17 protein-coding genes and 2 pseudogenes are annotated in these 19,311 nt (G+C 59.1%); 10 read left to right on the top strand and 9 right to left on the bottom strand.

Translation table 11 applies throughout. From position 1 onward, the window contains the following. Positions 1-578 precede the first annotated feature (578 nt). Entirely contained in the window at positions 579-1,853 is a 1,275-nt protein-coding gene (locus NKJ57_RS05295; protein ID WP_352511148.1) for a metallophosphoesterase family protein, read from the top strand. Beyond that, positions 1,853-5,380, top strand: coding sequence for an AAA family ATPase (locus NKJ57_RS05300; protein WP_352511150.1), 3,528 nt, complete (start codon positions 1,853-1,855; stop codon positions 5,378-5,380). Before NKJ57_RS05295 ends, NKJ57_RS05300 begins: the two co-directional genes overlap by 1 nt. Before the next feature lie 475 nt (positions 5,381-5,855). Here NKJ57_RS05300 and arsC read toward each other — a convergent pair whose 3' ends face one another. The 5 genes and pseudogenes from arsC to NKJ57_RS05325 form a co-directional block, all read right to left on the bottom strand. After that, positions 5,856-6,278, bottom strand: a complete 423-nt coding sequence (gene arsC / locus NKJ57_RS05305; protein WP_352511151.1) for an arsenate reductase (glutaredoxin) — start codon at positions 6,276-6,278, stop codon at positions 5,856-5,858. Beyond that, the gene (locus NKJ57_RS05310) at positions 6,275-6,964 is read right to left on the bottom strand and encodes an aquaporin (RefSeq protein WP_352511153.1); all 690 of its coding nucleotides are present in this window, start codon (positions 6,962-6,964) and stop codon (positions 6,275-6,277) included. Before NKJ57_RS05310 ends, arsC begins: the two co-directional genes overlap by 4 nt. A gap of 5 nt (positions 6,965-6,969) precedes the next feature. Continuing rightward, the gene (locus tag NKJ57_RS05315; protein WP_352511155.1) at positions 6,970-7,479 is read right to left on the bottom strand and encodes an arsenate reductase ArsC; all 510 of its coding nucleotides are present in this window, start codon (positions 7,477-7,479) and stop codon (positions 6,970-6,972) included. 11 nt (positions 7,480-7,490) lie between these two features. After that, the gene (locus NKJ57_RS05320) at positions 7,491-7,823 is read right to left on the bottom strand and encodes an ArsR/SmtB family transcription factor (RefSeq protein ID WP_352511157.1); all 333 of its coding nucleotides are present in this window, start codon (positions 7,821-7,823) and stop codon (positions 7,491-7,493) included. Between the two features lie 69 nt (positions 7,824-7,892). Continuing rightward, positions 7,893-8,022 (bottom strand): annotated as a pseudogene (locus NKJ57_RS05325) (IS481 family transposase); the annotation flags it as partial. Between the two features lie 578 nt (positions 8,023-8,600). Between NKJ57_RS05325 and NKJ57_RS05330 the strand changes: the two are divergent. Then, positions 8,601-9,380, top strand: a complete 780-nt coding sequence (locus NKJ57_RS05330) for a DUF1194 domain-containing protein (protein ID WP_352511159.1) — start codon at positions 8,601-8,603, stop codon at positions 9,378-9,380. 44 nt (positions 9,381-9,424) lie between these two features. Here the strand turns inward: NKJ57_RS05330 and NKJ57_RS05335 are convergent, their stop codons facing one another. Beyond that, positions 9,425-10,537, bottom strand: a complete 1,113-nt coding sequence (locus NKJ57_RS05335; protein WP_352511160.1) for a hypothetical protein — start codon at positions 10,535-10,537, stop codon at positions 9,425-9,427. A gap of 59 nt (positions 10,538-10,596) precedes the next feature. Here NKJ57_RS05335 and NKJ57_RS05340 point away from each other — a divergent pair. After that, positions 10,597-10,779, top strand: a pseudogene (locus tag NKJ57_RS05340) (AAA family ATPase); the annotation flags it as partial. Positions 10,780-10,890: 111 nt separating this feature from the next. Here the strand turns inward: NKJ57_RS05340 and NKJ57_RS05345 are convergent. The 3 genes from NKJ57_RS05345 to NKJ57_RS05355 form a co-directional block, all read right to left on the bottom strand. Further along, positions 10,891-11,076 (bottom strand): hypothetical protein, encoded by a 186-nt coding sequence (locus tag NKJ57_RS05345; protein WP_352511162.1) that lies wholly within the window; start codon positions 11,074-11,076, stop codon positions 10,891-10,893. 261 nt (positions 11,077-11,337) lie between these two features. Continuing rightward, entirely contained in the window at positions 11,338-11,694 is a 357-nt protein-coding gene (locus tag NKJ57_RS05350) for a hypothetical protein (protein WP_352511163.1), read from the bottom strand. Between the two features lie 467 nt (positions 11,695-12,161). Further along, the gene (locus tag NKJ57_RS05355; RefSeq protein WP_352511165.1) at positions 12,162-13,073 is read right to left on the bottom strand and encodes a LysR family transcriptional regulator; all 912 of its coding nucleotides are present in this window, start codon (positions 13,071-13,073) and stop codon (positions 12,162-12,164) included. Between the two features lie 132 nt (positions 13,074-13,205). Here NKJ57_RS05355 and NKJ57_RS05360 point away from each other — a divergent pair, with 132 nt between their 5' ends. The 6 genes from NKJ57_RS05360 to NKJ57_RS05385 all read left to right on the top strand — a co-directional run bounded on the left by NKJ57_RS05360 (position 13,206) and on the right by NKJ57_RS05385 (position 19,305). Beyond that, positions 13,206-14,210, top strand: a complete 1,005-nt coding sequence (locus NKJ57_RS05360) for an NADP-dependent oxidoreductase (protein WP_352511167.1) — start codon at positions 13,206-13,208, stop codon at positions 14,208-14,210. A gap of 457 nt (positions 14,211-14,667) precedes the next feature. After that, positions 14,668-15,141: an IS66-like element accessory protein TnpA gene (tnpA, locus tag NKJ57_RS05365; RefSeq protein WP_352453912.1), complete on the top strand. Its 474-nt coding sequence runs from the start codon at positions 14,668-14,670 to the stop codon at positions 15,139-15,141. Then, complete coding sequence (tnpB, locus tag NKJ57_RS05370; RefSeq protein WP_352469379.1) at positions 15,122-15,475, top strand: IS66 family insertion sequence element accessory protein TnpB; 354 nt, start codon at positions 15,122-15,124, stop codon at positions 15,473-15,475. Before tnpA ends, tnpB begins: the two co-directional genes overlap by 20 nt. 54 nt (positions 15,476-15,529) lie before the next feature. Further along, a complete protein-coding gene (gene tnpC, locus NKJ57_RS05375) occupies positions 15,530-17,101 on the top strand; it encodes an IS66 family transposase (RefSeq protein ID WP_352493672.1) in 1,572 nt (523 codons plus the stop codon). A 230-nt stretch (positions 17,102-17,331) separates the two neighbouring features. Further along, entirely contained in the window at positions 17,332-17,781 is a 450-nt protein-coding gene (locus tag NKJ57_RS05380) for an SET domain-containing protein-lysine N-methyltransferase (protein ID WP_352511393.1), read from the top strand. Between the two features lie 387 nt (positions 17,782-18,168). Beyond that, a complete protein-coding gene (locus tag NKJ57_RS05385; protein WP_352511168.1) occupies positions 18,169-19,305 on the top strand; it encodes an aromatic ring-hydroxylating oxygenase subunit alpha in 1,137 nt (378 codons plus the stop codon). Positions 19,306-19,311: the final 6 nt, after the last annotated feature.

Raw genomic sequence — 19,311 nt, forward strand, 5'->3', positions numbered from 1 at the left:
CCCTTGGTAAAGTAATCGAGGACGTATCCGATCCCGGTGTCCTGCGAAGGCGACGAACGTCTCGATGACCGCAGCGTCCCCTGCTTGTAAACGGCGAACCTTGTGCCGCATTTCCTCGCGGACGGAACCCGGTACAGGCAGCTCAGCCGAAAGGTCGTCGGGCGCAATGCTTCGACGCGTCCGCCTTGCCTGTCGGCCGGTCTCGCGGATTGGAAGGCCGGAAGATCGGCTGGTCGGATGTTGACCAAGGCGGTCATGCATCCCCCGCCTAGCACGGGAAAGACCATTTTTGCGCGCGTCCCATAGGTGTGGTCACCATGAGGTCGCACTCCAGTTCGGCAATGCGCGCACGCACCTGTCGGGCCTCTTCATGTAGTCTGCGCTAGCGGGACTAGCGCTTCTTTCCCCGCAATTGCTGACAGCGCTGCACGCACGCAGCTTCCTTTCGGCCTTTTCATTTAGCCTGTGCAGTTTCCTGGGGACAAATGACAGGAATTGGCACCCGCTGCCGCTATGGCGTGCAACGTACGGTTCCTTGGGAATCAGCGGCAGCTGATTGGTTGCGGGAGGCAGCGTAAGTGGCGTATCGGTTTGTTCACGCGGCGGATATCCATTTGGATTCACCACTCAAGTCTTTGGCTATGCGAAGCCCGGAGCTCGCCGACCTGATCGGGAATGCGACCCGGCAGGCATTTGTCCGCGTCATTGATCTCTGCCTTCGAGAGCAGGTCGACGCGCTGCTGCTGGCTGGCGATCTCTACGACGGCGAGCAGACATCGATGAAGACCGCGCGGTTTCTCGCGGAACAGGTGCGTCGGCTGCACGAAGCGGGCATTCGTGTTTTCATTATCCGGGGCAATCACGACGCCGTCTCGCAGATCACGAAGGAATTGGTCTTTCCGGAAACGGTGAAGGTGTTCAGCGGGCGGGCCGACGCCATCGCGGTCGACCGGGCGCGAGGCGACTTCCCCGTCGTCGTTCATGGCCTGAGCTTTGCCGATCCGCAGGCCCCTGAAAGTCTCGTCGGCAAGTACAAGCCCGCGATCGACGGAGCCTTCAACGTCGGCATCCTTCACACCAGCCTCTCGGGATCGAGCGGCCACAATCCCTATGCCCCATGCAGCCTCGCCGACCTTCAGGCGGCGGGCTTCCAATACTGGGCGCTCGGCCACATCCACAAACGATCGGTGTTCGAAGGAAAATGTACCGTGGTCATGCCCGGCATGCCCCAAGGACGCGACATCAACGAATCCGGCGTCAAGTCGGTATCGCTCGTAACCGTTGCCGACGACCTGTCAGTCCGGATCGAAGAGCGCTTCACCAGCGTCGCACAATTCGAACGCGTCGAAGTCGATACGAGCCAGATTCAAGACTGGGCCGGCCTGGCTCGGGAAATCGGAAAGGCGCTGGAACGAACCCGGACGGATGCCGCTTCCGATCACCTGGTTGCGCGCGTCCGCCTGACGGGCATCACTCCCCTCGCCTGGCGCATCCGATGCGACATCGACCTCCTCAAGGCCGAAGCCGATGACCGGGCATCCACGGTGGGTCGCTGTTGGGTCGAGAAACTGGAGGTCCAGTGCCAGCCACCGTCGGCTGCGCAAGCCGATTCCGGAGATCCGCTGAGCGAGCTGCGGCGTCTGATCTCGGACGAGATTGCAGGTTCGGATGCGTTCAAGGCGGCGGCATTCGAGGTCGCGGAGGAACTGAGAGGACAGCTGCCTCCGGAATGCCGTCATATACTCGGAGAGGACGAGGCCGCATTCGACCTCGTCGTTGCCGACCTGCTGAATGAGGGCGCGGACAACGTAGTCGCACGCCTGCATGCCGACTCGGACGTGGAGGCTGCCTGATGCGTATTCGTCGTCTCGATCTCGCCCGTTACGGAAAGTTCACCGACCACACGATCGACTTCGGCCAGCGCACCAAGGGCAGCTCGGACCTGCATATCGTCTATGGCCCGAACGAGGCCGGGAAATCGACCGCGCTCGCGGCCGTCCTGGACCTCCTGTTCGGGATCGAGACGCGCAGCCCCTATGACTTCCTGCATCCCTATGCCTCGATGCGGCTCGGCGCGGCTTTGGAACTAGCGGCGGGTGAGCGAGAGGTTTTTCGCATCAAGCGCCCGCAGAACAGCCTTCTTGACGCGGATGACCAGCCTATCTCCGAAGCCGTGCTGCGCGTAGATCTCGGAGGCATCGATCGGGGGTCTTACCGGACGATGTTCTCGCTCGACGACGACACGCTCGAGGCAGGCGGTGAAAGCATCCTGGCGAGCAAGGGCGACCTCGGAGAACTCCTGTTTTCGGCCAGCGCTGGCCTGGCCGACCTGAGCCACCGGCTTGGCGACCTGAGAACGGAAGCGGACGCCTTCTACAAGAAGCGAGCGCGGAGCGGAGAATTGGGCGAGCTAAAGAGCCAGCTTGACGCGCTCAAAGAGGAGCGGGCGAAGATCGACACACTGGCCAGCCGATATGCCCAGTTGGTCGGCACGCGAGAAAGCGCCGCCTCACGGTATGAAGAGACGATTGCCGCTCGCGGCCGCATACAGTCGCGGATCGACCAGATCCAACGCCTGCTCATCGCGCTTCCTCGTCTGACAACGTTGCGAGCCGCCCGCGAGAAGCTCGCTCCCCTTGAATCCCTTCCGGAGCCCCCGATCGGGGTGGCCGAGGAACTTGCGACGCTCCAGAAAGACGAGATCGAACTGGCGACGCGCTCAAGAAGCGCCATCGAGAACATCGATGAACTTGTGTCGGAGTTGGAAAAGGAGACTGTCGACGATGCTGCACTGAGGCTTGCCGATCGCGCGTCGCGGCTCCCGGATCTGCGGGCGCGCTATCTCACGGCGGCGAAGGACATTCCCGAACGTCGATTGCAGATGCGCGAGGCCGACGCTGCGATCGCAGGGATTCTGCGTCGGATTGGCCAGGAGGACGAGGCCGATCCGGCGCGTCTGGTTCTTGGGACGTCCGTCGTCGGCGCCCTCAGCGACCTTATCGAGAGCCGCTCCGGCGTGACGTCGTCGCTCAGGTCGGCAGAGAACGAGGTTTCAGGTGCGCGGCGACGCATGGCCGAAGCGCGCGAAAAATTCGAGGCCGCGGGACAAGGCACCGGAGCCGCATCCTATGCCTCTGCCGACGCCGGCATGGCAGGCATGACGGCCACACTGGCTGTGCTGCGAGCCGACGACCATGGCGTTCGTCTGCGACTGGCCGACCGGACCCTTGCTTCACACCAGGAGACGCTCTCGTCCAAGCTGCGCGAACTGAGGCCGTGGGCCGGGAACCCGCAGCAGCTTCTCGACATGGCCGTACCGGACAAGTTCAGCATCGAGCGGTGGAAGGCCGACCTCGCAACGGCTCGAAAGAAGGTCGAACGCCACCAGCAGGAGGTGGAGCGTCTGGCATCGGATCGCAAGCACCTGACCGCCGAACTCGAAGCATTGGAAGCCGTCGCAGGCATCGTCACCGAACAGGAGGCTGGCACCGTCCGAGCGGCCCGCGAGGAGGCATGGGCAGACCATCGCCGGAAATTGGACGAGAGCACGGCCGACCTCTTCGAAGAGACCCTCCGGCGCGACGACCTCGCAACCAACGCCCGCTTCGTGCATGTCCATGAACTGGCGAGACTTCAGCAGAGCCTTCAAGCCGCTGTTGTCATGGATGCGGACATTGCCCGCGCCCAAGAGCTCCTCCAAGCCGCGAGAACGGACTTTCAACGCATCAACGACGAAATTGCGGAGGCCTTCTTGCGCATCGCGCCCGGCTTTCAGGCAGACGGTTCCCCCGAACGGCTGGAGGCTTGGTTGGGTTCGCGCGATCTGGCTCTCGAGGCATTGTCCACGCTTCGGGCAGCTGAGCGGGATCGGCAAGCGGCGAAAGCCGATGGTGTGGCCGCTGGCGACCGGCTGAAAGCCGCCTTCGCCGCTGTTGGCGCGTCATATGATTCGAACGCGAGCTTCGAGACACTGGTGGCATTTGCCCAAGCCCTCGTCGACCGGGCGTCCGAAATCAAGCAGTTCCGGCGAGACTTGGAGGACCGTCAGCGGGAACTGGCAGACCGCGAGCGTATCCTTGAAGAAGCCACCGCGGACGATCAGCGTTGGACATCCGAATGGACAGCGGCGTGCTCTGCGTCGTGGCTGGGCGATCAAGGCCCGCGGCCGGTCGCGGACGTTCGAGAGATCCTGTCAGCCGTCGGCGATCTCGGATCCTTCATCGAGAAGAAGAGCGGACTGGCAGATCGTGTCACGAAGATGGAGAGGGACCAGGCAGATTTTGCTGCCGAAGTGGGCCGCCTCGCTGATGAACTGAGCATATCCGTACAACAGTCCGCTGCGCTGGATCTCGCCGCGGCGACAGAAAATCGCGTTCGCGAGGCCGCGTCCGCTTGGGCCCGTCGCGTTGAGAAAGAGCAGGCTATCCAGGTCGCTAAGGAAAAGCAGCGTGAGTTGTCTGACGCCATCGCGATCCATGAACGGCGAAAAGGCGAACTCCTCCAGTTCTTCGGCGTGACCTCGCTTACGGATATCGGAGTCGTGCTGCAGCAGCTCGAGCGGCGAGCCACGCTCAGAGGTGAAGCTGATTCCGCCGCGACAGACATCATGAACGCTGTTGGATCACCTACCCTGGACGAAGCTGAACGGTCCCTCGAGAACACTGATCGGGCGGCCCTTGAAACGGAGGCGGCAGAACTCAAAGGCCGTTTCGAGGATCAGGATCAACGGAACCGGGAACTGTTCACCGAACACAGCAAGGCGGCTGACGCGGTCAATGCAATAGGAGATGACGATGCCGTCGCCCGGGTCGAAGAGCGTCGCCGGACTGTGTTGCTCGAAATCGAAGAAAAGGCTGTCCGCTATCTTAATCTACGCATTGGAGTCGCGGCAGCCGAACAGGCGCTTCGAATTTACCGGGACCGCCATCGGAGTTCCATGATGGCTCAAGCGTCTGAGGCGTTCCATACTATCAGCAGGGGCAACTACCGGGGTCTCGCTACCCAGCCTGACAGGGACACGGAGATGCTGGTCGCGGTGAGCGCGGACGGCGGATCGAAGATTGCATCCGCGCTGTCGAAGGGAACGCGGTTCCAGCTCTATCTTGCGCTTCGCGTTGCCGGATATCACGAGTTCTCCTCTTCGCATCGGTCGGTGCCTTTCCTTGCCGATGACATCATGGAGACCTTTGACGATTTCCGTGCAGAGGAAGCCTTCCGACTCTTCGCGGAAATGGCAAAGGTGGGCCAGGTAGTCTATTTCACCCACCATCAGCACCTGTGCGACCTTGCGCGGAAGGTGTGCCCGAGCGTGACGATCCACGAACTGCCGCATGTTGCCCCGGCCCTTCATCTCGTGGCGAGTACCCAGCAGGTAGCGTAGTCCGGCGGCCGCGACATCGCCGTCGCGGTTCGACGATGAGCCGAGAAGGTTGATACTGATTGCGGGATTCGTGACAGTCGCTCGATTGGGAAAAGCATGAAGAAAGCGATATCGGCACTGGCACCCGCACTTAGCCTATGGGCAGCTGCGGCAATTGCCTCGTGCGTCCAGATGAGCTCGCCCGCTTCAAGCGCGAGTTCGTCTCGTAGCGCGCCCGTAGCACAGCCCGAAGCTCTTCCGGTGATCGCCGCAAACCCCCGGCCCTCTGGGCCGGGGGTTTGCTTATGGCTGAGAGTTGGTCGGCTCAGATGGAGCGAAGATTCTGAGCAGCCTTCGTGCGAGTGGACGATGAGGAAGCGTGAAGTGCCGCTGATAAAGATAGGGGCTTACACGCCGAAGTGAGCGATATTCAGTGACGCGTCAGGATTGCTCGTCGTCCACGTTCGGCAGCGAGTCTTCGGCCACATGGTCCCCATCAGGCAATGCGCTTGCCCTTTGTGTCGACGACAACCTCCCCATCCTCTTTGACGAACAGCCCGATATTGGGGTTGGGCAGGATGTCGAGAACCGCTTCCGAAGGCCGCGCGAGGACGACGCCGAGACGCGTCACCACGATCGGCCGATTGATCAGGATCGGATGCGCCATCATGAAGTCCAGGATTTCATCGTCGGTCCACTTGGGATTGCCGAGATCGAGTTCAGCGTAAGGCGTGTCCTTCTCGCGCAGCAATTGGCGAGGCGTCTTTCCCATCGCAGCAATCAGTTCGACGAGCTTTTCGCGCGGTGGCGGGTTCTTCAGATATTCGATCACTTGCGGCTCGTCGCCGGACTGGCGGATCATGGCCAGCGTGTTCCGGGAGGTGCCGCAGTCAGGGTTGTGGTAGATCGTAACAGTCATTCGGCAGCCTTCATCTGTCTGATTGGTTTCGGTTCGGCAAGCAGCCAGCCCGCCAGGGCCATCGCGAGCAAGGCCCCCAGCAATTCGGCAGCTATGAAACCCGGCAGGTCGACCGGTCGAATGCCAGAAAACGTGTCTGAAAAGGCGCGGGCGATCGCGACGGCCGGGTTGGCGAAGGACGTCGAGGCGGTGAACCAGTAGGCGGCTGTGATGTAGAGCCCGACCAGCCAGGGGATCGCGTCGGAGCGGAAGCGCAGGCCTGCCAGGATGGTGAAGATAAGGCCGAAGGCCGCGACTGCCTCGGCGATCCACTGCCCTGTCCCGGTCCGCACCGTCGCGGAGGCCTGCAGGATCGGCAACTCGAACATGGCGTGCGCCAGAAACGTCCCGGCGATGCCGCCGACGATTTGGGCGATGACATAGGCGACCGCCGCGTTCGCTTCCATCTCGCGGCGGAGCGCGAACACCAGCGTGACGACGGGATTGAAGTGCGCCCCCGAGATCGGTCCCAGTATCGTGACCAGCACGACAAGGATGGCCCCAGTCGGCAACGTGTTGCCGAGCAGCGAAATGGCAACGTCGTGGGTCATCCGGGATGCCATGATGCCGGAGCCGACAACGGTCGCGACAAGCAGCGCGGTTCCCAAGGCTTCCGCGACGATGCGGCGTGGCAGGTCGTTCGCCACGGGGTTCAGCCGGCCTTCGGCAGGTTGCGGCCGATCTCGTCCAGGCACTTCTGCAAGGTGAGCTTGTCGACCATGTTCATGGGCAAGCTCACGAAGATCGAGATGCGGTTGTTGAGCATGCGGTAGGCTTCGGCGAAGGCGAGATGCTTTTCGGCGTCGGTGCCTTCCACCGCGGCCGGGTCAGGAATGCCCCAGTGCGCCGTCATCGGCTGCCCCGGCCAGACCGGGCAGGATTCGTTGGCCGCGTTGTCGCAGACGGTGAAAACGAAATTCATCTCAGGCGCGCCGGGGACCGCGAATTCCTTCCAGTCCTTGGAACGGGCGAAGGACGTGTCGTAGTTGATGGTTTCCAGAAGCTGAAGGGAGTACGGGTGCACTTGCCCTTTGGGATGCGATCCGGCCGAATAGGCCTTGAACTTGCCAGCGCCGACGCGGTTCAGGATTGCCTCTGCAAGGATGGATCGCGCCGAATTGCCCGTGCAGAGAAACAGGACGTTGTAGATTTGATCGCTCATGGCTTCCTTCCTCAGCATTTGCAGGTCACAGCCTGAATGACTGGCTGACAAAGTTCCGGCGCGCCGTTGCAGCAATCCTCCATCAGGTATGCCAGCAGATCGCGGAACCCGGTCATGTCGGCGACGTAGCGGACGATGCGTCCATCGCGTTCGGCGCGCACCAGCCCCGCGTGGTCAAGAACCTTCAGGTGCGCCGACATGGTGTTCTGCACGGTATCAAGGCGCGAGGCGATCTCGCCGGCGGGCACGCCATCGGCGCCTGCCTTAACGAGCAGGCGGAAGACTTCGAGCCGGGTATCCTGGCCGAGCGCTGCCAATGCGAGGAGAGCGGACTTTTTATCCATGTATCCATAAATCCGGAATTAAGGGTATTTATCGCCAACATATGACAGCGGGATGACAAATAGCCAAGTCCGCTGATCAAAGTTGTAGGCCGCTACGAAGTCAGCTAGGTGCCGATGCAGATTGTTCGTGGCTTTCGTAGTGGAAGCGCTTGACCGTCGAGTCTTTGATGGTGCGGTTCATGCGCTCGACCTGGCTCATTGGATGCCGCAGCGGCAGGCTGACCTCGGTCGATAGAACTCGCGTCTTTATATTAATTATGGCTAATATCGGCAGCGGGGCAATGCTGGTCCAAGGACAGCCCACCTTACAAACCTATCTCTGAAGAAGTGGTGAGAACCGTCAGCGCCCGGCTGTATTCCGATATTCTGAAGGCAGCATGCTGATGCTGGTCCAGGACGGGTACGCCATCGTGCCTAACGTGACTGAGAACAACTCATCCCGGTTACTCTCGGAAATGGCATTTGACGCCAGACGTCGGCTTGGTCTCCCGCCACAATTCGGTTGCTTTCGTGCATACTGGCACGATGACAATCCGGACTGGTAAACGATCAATAGGCTGCCTGGCTCGTTGCAGTATCTCGGGCACTTGGCAAAGCTTGAACCGTCGGCGCTCTTGCGACGCAGGGGGGTGGCCAGTCCACATGCGATCCCCCACGAACCACTGACACGTCTGCCATCTATACATTAGCACTGTCTAATGTATATTGACGTGACCGCCGTAGATTGCGGTGGTCATTTAGGGACTGAGCGCGCGTTGCAGGGGGAACCGACAGGAGATGAAAACTCTCTCGTGTTCTGTTTTGACAGCGGGACTGCTTATCCTGGTGATTGTTGATCGGCCTTTTCGTTCTGCTGATACTGGAATTTTTCTTAGTGAAGTTGCAGACAAATCACTCCTCGACTCAATTAGTGAAGTCGACGTTGCTATAGTGCTTGCCGCTGACATGTCCGGTTCCATTAACGAGGCAGAGGCGGCTCTACAACGCGAGAGCTATGCAGCCGCGTTGGAGTCCGACACCGTGCTGAAGGCGATCAAAAAGGGTTTGCACGGTAAAATCGCCGTCACCTTCGTCGAATGGTCGAGCTTCGGCTCCTTGAAAACTCGCTTGGACTGGACCGTCCTCTCCGATGCAAATGATGCGTCCGTTGTCGCTGAGACGATCCGCAAAAAGTCGGATAGGCAAGGTCCAGGACCGCACGGTGCGAAAACGTCGATCTCGTACGCGATCGACGTTTCTGTTGATGCGTTGGAGAGACTGCCCTTTCCAACGTCGCGCAGGGTCATCGACATCTCAGGCGACGGAGCCAACAACGATGGATCATCATTAGAAGATAGCCGCTGGAGAGCGCTTCAGAAGGCAATCATAATCAACGGTCTGCCAATCGGGCGCGAAGTGGAAAATGGCGAGACAACCGCGGAGTACTACGAGCGGCATGTGATCGGAGGGCCTGGATCATTTGTAATTCCGGCCGACAGCCTCGCCGAGTTTCAATGGGCGATCTTAAACAAACTGATCCGAGAAGTTGGATCCATTCCTGACGGAACACGTTCTTAGGATCGCCATGTGGCGAGAGGCAGAGACAAGACCAAGCCGACCGATCAGGAAGGGTTGACCTGATAGCCGAGGTCGATGATCTGGTTGATTGGCGCAACGACAAAACCGTCACTCCCGACAAGCGAGCGGTCGCCAATCCGCTGTCGCTCGCGCGGGACGAGTGTCTGCCCGTCGAGAAAGCTAGCGAAGAGGCCTTCCTCAAGGCCGACGAAACGGACGAGGTTCGGATCTGGCAGGAGAGCGGTCAGCTCCTTCGCGCGGTCAAAGTCCAGATCGAGAGGGCCGAACGGTGTCATGACCGCTCCGGTAAAGAATCGCTTCTCCTGATCATCGGCCAATCGCACGCGACGGCGCGGGGTGACTGCGAACTCGCCGTCGAACGCCTCTATAAGGCCAAGGCCAAGCGCGGTCTGGCCGACATGGGTTCGGGCGACTGCCTGGACGAGTTGTTCCAGTTCCTTGGTCGAGAGTTCCTGACCGTCGGTTTCCGGGTCGAGCGCGTAGAGAAACGGATCACGCGGAGGATTGGCCAGCCCCCACCGTGACATGACCGCCCATCCTTTCACGCGCTTAGAACGCCATGTGGTTCGCGGGCGGTTGCGGACACGCTTTTGCACGCGCACGCCCCTAATCTGGCCATCCGCCGTCTTAATGGGGCCGGGCATTCCGCCGCGGCTGGCGTTGCTCTTCTGATGGGAGCCCTTTGCCTCTCCGATCGCCAGTTCTCCGGGCCGTGCGCAGATCCAGTCCGGCATTTCCGTCTGCGAACGCGGCTTGCGGCTGATCCGCCAGTTTGGCGAAAGATGAAAGTTGTCCCCGTCGATCGCGGCAAACCAGACGAACTCATGGTGCACCTCAAGATAGGCGCGGGCGAAGAAGCGCCCGAACAGTCCCGAGAAGGAACGACGCATTTCGGTGCCCCGTCCGGGCCCTCGGCCGCGCCAGACCAGGTTCGGACTGGGCTCGAGCAAGTCTTCGAGGAACGCGAAGAGGGAATTCGAGCGCGGGGCGGTCTGAAGAATCTCGTTCCACGCAGAGCGGGCGACTTCATCGATGTCGAAGGAAACCCGCGACATCGGCCGACCGGCGGGCGTTTGCAGATGCGCCGGACAGGCCGATGGCGGATTGATGATGAAGCGCTGCGATCGGATGCTCATATAAAGGCACTCGCCTATCCTTTGGTGCGGGTATTTGCGTCAGCTGCTACTCGCGGGTTTTGCAACGCTGCCGTGTCAATAATCTTGGCGGCGAGCGCAGAGCAATCCTTATTTCCGAAATCCACACGAGCGGCTTTCGGTGTTTCGCGCCGACAGCGCCACTAGAACTTAAACTTTCGCCAGGACTCGACATCGTCGTCGGCCCGAATGACGCCGGGAAGAGCGCGACCATCGACGCCCCACACTATGTGCTTCGGAGGCGTGGCGACGAGTTAACCGTGCCGTCGGCATCTGTTCCCCGCCGACCAGCCGACCGCGCGGCAGGGATTGAGAGCGGCGAAGCTTCCGCCAGTCTAACGGCTACATCTCACCGGTATCTCGGCGATGCATTCCTCGAGACGCTCCAGGCGGAACTTCGCATTGGGAAGTTCATGTCCGGCTTCGAAACGTCGATGGCGCCCCTGAGGTGTGGTTGCGATGAGGTCGCGCTCCAGTTCGGCAATGCGCGCACGCACCTGCCGGGCGTCGTCCTGACGCAACGCCTTGATCCATCCACCGCCCGCGCATCGGTTTTCCTGCTGCCAGCACCCCAAAAGCCATGCGGGAGTATGCCACCGAGATTCTAATTTCTGGCAAGCCGAAACGCTCTAAATTTAACATCCGCTAATATACATCCAGAGAAGACAAAGAGGCTCTTCGAGAAGGAGATCGGCGCCGCTTGGGAGGAAGCACTTATAAACCCCCGGACTTGACGTCGCGTCGGCCGATGAGCGGCAGCGCCAAAGCGCAGTGACAGGCCGTCAAGCGCCGGGCAGCGTGCCCTTCGCCGACATCTCGAAGACATCGAGCAGGATGGCCAGCCCGACGCCGCGCGCGGTCGGGATGAGGCCCGCCATGAAGATGCGGTTAGCGCGTTCGTAGATGGGTCGGCGGAGCGAACTCATGTCGAGCAGCATGGACAGCGTCCGCATCTGCAACGCGATGCCGACCAGGATCGGCACAACGGCGAACAGGTCGTAGAATCGCCATGGCATGGGGTTCGCCGCCCAATGCGTGACAAAGCCGAGCGAAAAGGCAAGCAGGATGCCCACGACGGTGATTGTTCCGTTGCGGAAAATCGTCTCGATCAGATCTTCCTTCGGATCGTGCTCGTCCAAGCGTCCCTCCCCTCCCTAAGCCGTTGCAGGCCTTTGCACGGTCGACCTAAGCTCTCGGGAAATCCCTGTACATCGCCGCCAATTAGTCAAGGGCAGAGGCCCGAAGCCATACGGCAACGTTTCAGGTTTGCGTTGCCCCTCATCGCCCTGCCGGGCATTTCTCCCCGTTTACGGGGCCGGAGTTGTACAAAAGGAAATTTGAATAACACCGGGCGGGTCTACACCGGAGCCGCATCAGGACTCTCTCACAGTTCGCCTTTTTGCGGCAAGAAATTACTAGAGCCCGTCCAGTTTAATCGGGATCACAATCCAGCAGCCGGCGGGCTGCGCCATGAAGTTCCATCCCATGGCTGCCTGGCTGAGGCTGATTTTTCGAGGTGCGGCTGATGTCGTCGCTGGGCGCTCGCCCGAACTCGGGGGCCTGCACAACAGTTGGGACAAGAACGATACTGGCAGCATTCAAGTGTTCAACTACCGAAAACCTCAGTCAAGTAGTCAATGAACACTCGTATCTTCTGCGGTGTATGGCGCCGTTGCGCATAAAAGGCGTAGATTGGTTGCTCCACGGGTCCGTAGTTTGGCAGCAGCTGCACCAGACGGTTTTCTGCAATGTCGTCTGTAATCAAAAAATCCGGTAGCAATGAATAGCCGTATCCGGTCAGGCACGCATTTTTCACTGCCTGTGCGGAGTTCATTGCAAAGTGTTGCAGAACTTCGAAATCGATGATTTCACCCAAATGTCTAAACTGGTGTGTTCGCCCCCATTCTCCGCTGACTTGCGAGACCGATGGATAGCTTCTGATTTCGTCGAGCGATTTGGGCATCCCAAACCTTCGACAGAATTCGGGAGAGGCGACAAATATTATCCTTTGCGTAGATATCTTCTGCGCAATCATAGATGAATCGCTTAATGGACCAACTCGAATTGCAACATCGTAATGCTCTTCGATAAGATCAACCAAGCGGTTGCCGACATCCAGTGAGATGCCTAGCTGGGGAAACCTTTGCAAAAACTCAGGCAAGGCTGGCGCTAGGCATTCGTTGCCGAACGCCGTAACGCACGACACGCGCAATTGCCCGCGCGGGGTGTCGTGGCGCTCGCGAACCACGCTCCGCATGTTATCGAGCTGCTCAAGTATGCCGGAACTTTTTTCCACAAAGTCCAGGCCGGCATCGGTTAGATTGAGTTGACGGGTGGTACGGTTGAAAAGACGCACCCCTAAATCGGCCTCCAGCTCAGCCATAATTCGACTCACTGACGGCGCGGAAAGCCTTAACTCCCGGCTTGCTGCGGTGAAACTTCCAAGGCGCGCAACTTCGACAGCGATGCGCATTGCCGCCACCATATCCATCAGCCACTCTTTCATAATGTAAAACAATGTTTCTCCAAGTTGCCCATTATCACGGGATGCGACCTATTGCATCAAGAAGAAAGGCGGTTCGGCCATCAGGGTTTGAGTGGCGGAACCGGCCGAGACATCGGGGCACCTGTACTCGTAAGGAGGACCGCCATGGCCAAAAATCCTAGCTGGGTACTACGGAGTTATCCGTCGGGAATGCCGACGGTCGGCAGTTGGACGCTGGAAGATCGCCCGATTCTGGAACCCGCAAACGGAGAACTGCTACTCAAAACCCTGTGGCTTTCGGTGGATCCGTACATGCGCGGTAGGATCAGTCGGGCAAAAAATTACGCCGCTGGCTTCGGATTGGGAGAGCTGATGTCGGGAGGTGGAATCGGGGAAGTGATCTCATCGGAATCTCCCGATTTCAAACCCGGTGATATCGTCATGAGTGACTATTTTGGATGGCAGCCTCTTACTACCGTTCCTGCCTCGTCAGCCAAGCTTGTGACCGTTACCGACGCCCCAATGCAAGCCTCGCTCAGCTACCTAGGGATGCCAGGTCTGACCGCGTATTTCTCGCTACTCAAGACCGGCAATCCGAAAAAAGGCGAAACAGTTTTGATATCGGCGGCCTCTGGTGGCGTGGGGCAGATTGCGGGCCAAATCGCGCGGATCAAGGGGCTTGATCCGGTTGCTGTTGCAGGCACGGACGCAAAACTCGAGTGGTGCAAAAAACTTGGGTATCGCGAAGGCGTCAACCACCGAACGTCCACTGACTTGGTGGCCGATGTCGCCGCTGCATGCCCGAACGGAGTGGACGTTTTTATCGATAATACCGCGGGACCGATACATGATGCGGCAATGTTAAATCTAAATACGTTCGGTCGAGTTATCGTGGTCGGAACGGTTGCTTTGGCTGATCGTTTCGATCAACAGGATATCGGTTTGCGGCATCTCCGGAAAACCCTGATCACCCGCGCTCGGATCGAGGGTTTTTTGCTTGATGACCATGAAAACGAATTTGAGACAGCAAAGGCCGACCTTCTATCCTGGTATAAACAGGGGCTTCTTGAGACAAGAGAAGACATCGCTGAAGGGATCGAATCGGTGCCGTATGCCTTTGTCCGCTTGTTGAATGGCGAGAACTTCGGCAAGCAGCTAGTAAAACTATGAACCTAAATGATGTTTTGTCATTAATTGCCGCGGGAAGCCGTGAGTTCTTTATCCGACTGAGCGGCCGATTTCATGGACGGCCCTACTTGAGATTCCCGTGCGCAACGAACCGCTTTGTTCGAGGATTCGTTCCCGCGATCCTAATAGCGAAACAGCGGGAGCGGCGTGGCGGACTGTACGATCGCCGCTTTCCGACATTGATTGTCGCGTTTCCACCGTTCGCCATGTCGTTAAGCTGGCCCTGCCTCAACCAAAATAGCTGAAAGCGGCGAAAAGATCCTCTTCAGGGCGAGCGGATAAATTGGCACGGATCTTGATGCATTTTTTATAAGGGAACTGACCGTCTCATAAGAGCAGATCAGCGCCCAGTTGAAGGTAAGCGCGAATTTCCCCGCACCTTTTGCTGTTGAGTGCTCTGATGCATGAGGTGTCCACCAAAATAGGTGGACACCTTGTGATGGAAGAAGATGAGCAGAAACTGCGGGTGAGGCTTGTCGGTCGGGACGGGCGACGCCGATACGACCCGGCATCGAAGGACCGTCTTGTCTCGGCCTGTCTTGAGCCTGGCGTGTCGGTATCGAGGCTTGCGCTCGAACATGGGGTCAATGCGAACCTTCTTCGGAAGTGGATAAAGAAGCGGGCGGAGACCCAGTCCCTCCCACAGCCCCCACCATCGGCGTTCATCCCGGTTCAGATTGAAAGCACTTCCGATCGGGCCTTGCTGCGACAGAGCAGCATGGCTGCGGTGGATTTGCCGGGGACTTGCGATGGGGCACGTAGGTCGGCATCGAAAAGGACAGCGCCTTTTTCCTCTCCAGCCAAGGTGAGCGCGTCGCTGCCGAACGGCGTGAAGTTGACGCTGGAATGCGGTGATGTGGATGCGTTGACGGCGACCATCGGAGCACTGGGTCATGTTCAGACTGGGCGCTGACCTGAAAGTCTACCTGCACCGCGAGCCGATCGACTTCCGGGCCGGCATCAACAGCCTTGCGGTTCTGGTCCAAGAGACGATGGCGCTCGATCCGTTTGCTCCGGCGGTTTTTGCGTTCTGCAATCGCCGTCGCGACCGGATGAAGCTCCTGTTCTTCGATCGGTCGGGCTTTGTGCTGGTAATGAAGCGGCTGACCGAGGACAAGTTCCGGTGGCCGCGCCGGGAGGCAGCGGTGGTCACGCTTACGACCGAGCAATTGCACTGGATCCTCGACGGCATCGACATCGATGCGATGGTCCGCCATCCGGTGCGGCAATATCAGGTTGCCGGTTGAGGGCTCTCGAATTGAGCGGTTGACGCGGCGGCATGCTTTCGATTCAAGAATCTGATGAATCGACCCGGCGAACCGACTGTTGAAGCGTTGATGGCGCGTATTGCTGCGCTGCAGGCGCAGAACCGTCAACTCACCGAACGCGTCGTCAAACTCGAGGAAGAGCTGGCGCTTGCACGACTGCATCGTTTTGCGCCGCGCAGTGAAAAGCACATTGACCGCCTCTTCAATGAAGCCGAACAGGCCGCGGATGAGGACGCCGCCGACAACGAAGATGGCGGCGTCGTTGTCCTGCCGGACACGGGCTTGCCGGCGAGCGAAGGGGCGACGGGAAAGAAGCGCGGCCGCAAGGCCTTGCCGGAAAACCTGCCGCGCGAGCGCGTCGAGTATGACCTTCCCGACGATCAGAAGGCTTGTCCTTGCTGCCGTCACCAGATGCATCGCATGGGCGAGGCCGTTACCGAGCAACTTCATATCGAGGTGAAGGCGAAGGTCCTGCAGAATGTGCGGTTCAAATATGCTTGCCGTCATTGCGACCGTACCGGCATCAACACGCCGGTCGTGACCGCGCCGATGCCCGCGCAACCCTTGCCTGGCAGCATCGCCACGGCTTCGACGCTGGCCTTCGCGCTCGTTCACAAATACGTCGACGGCACACCGCTCTACCGCCTGGCGCAGGCCTTCGAGCGCGCGGGCGTTCCTGTCAGCCGTGGCGCTCTGGGTCACTGGGTGATCGGCTCGAGCGAAAAGCATCTCGCCCGCATCTATGACGTGCTGAAGCTGCGGCTCAGATCGCAGCCCCTCATCCATGGCGACGAGACCACGGTCCAGGTGCTGAAGGAAATGGACAGAGAGGCCACCAGCACCTCGTACATGTGGGCATACCGGAGCGGCCACGACAGTGACGAGCCGATCGTGCTGCTCGATTATCAGCCGGGTCGCGGCCAGATACACCCGCAGACCTTCTTGGGCGATTACCGCGGCATCGTGATGAGTGACGGTTATTCCGCCTGGCGCACGCTGGAAGGGGCAACGCATCTTGGCTGCATGGCCCATTCCAGGCGGCGCTTCGTCGATGCCCTAAAGGCGAGGAAGAAAGGCGGCGGCCCGCCGGAACAGGCGCTCCGGTTCTTTGAACAGCTCTATCGGGTTGAAAGGCAGGCGCGGAACGAAATCCCCGATGACGGCGAAACGCGAGATCACTGCATTCGCCACTTCCGCCAGCAACATAGTGTCCCGATCCTCCATGCTCTCAAGGCATGGCTCGACGACATCGCCCCAAAAGTCTTGCCGGACAGCAAGCTCGGCGACGCCGTCTCCTACACCCTGAACCAATGGGGATATCTGACTCGTTACACCGAGGACGGCAGCATGCCGATCGACAACAATCTTCTCGAGCGTGACATCAGAATCTTTGCCACTGGCCGGAAAAGTTGGCTGTTCAGCGATACCGTCGACGGAGCCAGGGCCAGCGCCGTCATCTACAGCCTGATGTTGACCTGCCGCGCCTGTGGCGTCGAGCCGTTAGCGTGGCTGCGCCACGTCCTCACTGAACTACCTCAGCGCCCCGAGAACGCAGCCATCGAGGATCTGCTGCCCTTCAACTTCGCCAAAGCAACAGCAGCCTGATCAGACCAGATACCGTTCCCGATTCGAAGGCCATCCGTCGAAAGCGCTCGCGTCAACGTGCAGCGAAAATAGCGCTTACAGTTGAAGTGTCATCATGGAAGAATCGCGTCGTGCCGAATCCACGCGCAAAGAAATGCGCCTCTATCTTATCAGACGATGTTGGCTGTGCCAGGAGAATCAATGTCCGCAACGTGACGGTCCGCGACACGGGCGACGAGAGAGGACGCGGCGTGTTCGCCGCTCGTCATTTCTTGCCCGGCGAGATCGTTATGATTGGGCTAGTCCAACGCATGGAGAAAGCTAGGGCAATATATACAATTCAAATGGATTGGAATGTTCATGCGCTCTTTGAGGAGCCGACGATATTCTCGAATCACTCTTGTGATCCCAATCTCGCCATCGTGCCTAACCGATTCGGAGCCTATAGTTTCATTGCAATTCGGGAAATCTCGCCTGATGTCGAGGTGACGTGGGATTATGCCACCTCGGAGATCGAGTGCATCGGGGTATCAGCCTGTCTTTGTTCGGCAGCAAATTGTCGAAAAACAGTCGGGGGCTTCCCCAAGTTGCCTCCGGATCATCCGCTGCTCGCGTCAGCATTCTACGCACCTTATCTCCAACGAAACCCTAGGCATTTCCCGAGGGGGATAGGGATGTTGGCAAAGATCGTAGGCTCCTAGCGCCTGGAGACATTACTCACAGATTGAGTTGAATGCCAACCTACGCTCATCCGGCCACACAGCAGGCAAAGGAGACGAGGCCAACAGCAAAAAACAGCGCTCATCTTGGTTGAAGGTCATGGAGTAATGGTCTGCTAATCGCAAAGCTGCCCAGCGGTCTTCATCCTATTACCTCGTCGGCTGATCCAGCTCCCTACGAGTATGCTGCGGCGAAGGGGCTTGCGGCAGTCCGTGCCAATACAGATTCACCCGACGTCAGCTCCTCAACAGAGTCCGGCGTTCAATACCCGCTTATCGGTTGGCGGCGGCTTCCAAGGAGGTAGAAAGCTTTGCTTCGGAGATCGGCCTGCCGATGTTTAATACGCAGCTGACCAGAGGGCTTTTGCCATGAAGATCGATGTTCCGTACCCACCCCAGGAAGTGGCCCATTCGAGAACGTTGCCGGGTAGTTTCTACGCCGATCCCGCCATTTTTGAGGCCGAGAAACAGGGCATCTTCATGAAAAGCTGGCACTACGCTTGCCATGAAAGCGCCCTGTTGGAGAAAGGCGCATTCGTTACGCTGCAAATCTTTGATCAGCGCGTGTTCGTGGTTTGCGAACAGGACGGGCAGATCCGGGCTTTCTTCAACGTCTGTGCTCACCGCGGACATCTACTGCTGGAAGGCCGCGGTGAGAAGAAGGTCATCACCTGTCCGTATCATGATTGGAGCTACGACCTTACCGGGCGGCTGGTAGCAGCTAGGGAAAGTGGCCAGGACAAGAAATTCGTGCGTTCGGCCATCTGTCTGAAGCCTGTCCAAGTGGGTTTTATCGCGGGTTTTGTCTTCGTGAACCTCGACGCGGGCGCCGCCCCGTTCTCAGACTATACTGCCGAGCTGGCAGCAAGCATCGCCAGCGTCATCCCCGACCTGAGCGGCTACAAGGTGCGTGAAGGCGTCGGCTATTTCGGGGGCGACTACGAGTGTAACTGGAAGATCGCGATCGACAACTATCTCGAATGCTACCACTGCGAGACTGCCCACAAGAGCTTTTGCGACATGATGGACGCAAAACGCTCGACTTTCACTCTGCACGATAATTTCATCTATCAGTTCGTCCCTTCCGGCGGGAAAGAGACCAGCGCCGCCTATCCGATTAATCTGGAGGAGGATGCCGTTGACGGACATTTCTGGCTCCTCTTCCCCAACATCATCTTCTCGATCTTTCCGGGCACGAAGAACTTTTCGGTCTCGTGGGTCGAGCCCGTCTCGGCCGAAACTTCCATACGGCGGTTCGTGACGCTCACGCCCGACAACATCTCGAAGGAGCGGGAAGCCGCGCGCTCGAAATGGGGGTTAGACGTTCTGAACGAGGAGGACCGGCAAATCTGCCGCAGTGTGCAAAAAGGGATGTTCCAGCGCGGCTTCGACATGGGCTATTATGTCCTCGATTCGCTGAACGGCAATTTTAGTGAGGACACGGTTCGACAATTCCATCGCATGTACATGCGATGGATGTTTCCCGATGCGGGTGTCAGGACGTGATCGGGG

The organism is Mesorhizobium sp. M0077 (assembly GCF_040322955.1).
GTDB lineage: Bacteria > Pseudomonadota > Alphaproteobacteria > Rhizobiales > Rhizobiaceae > Mesorhizobium.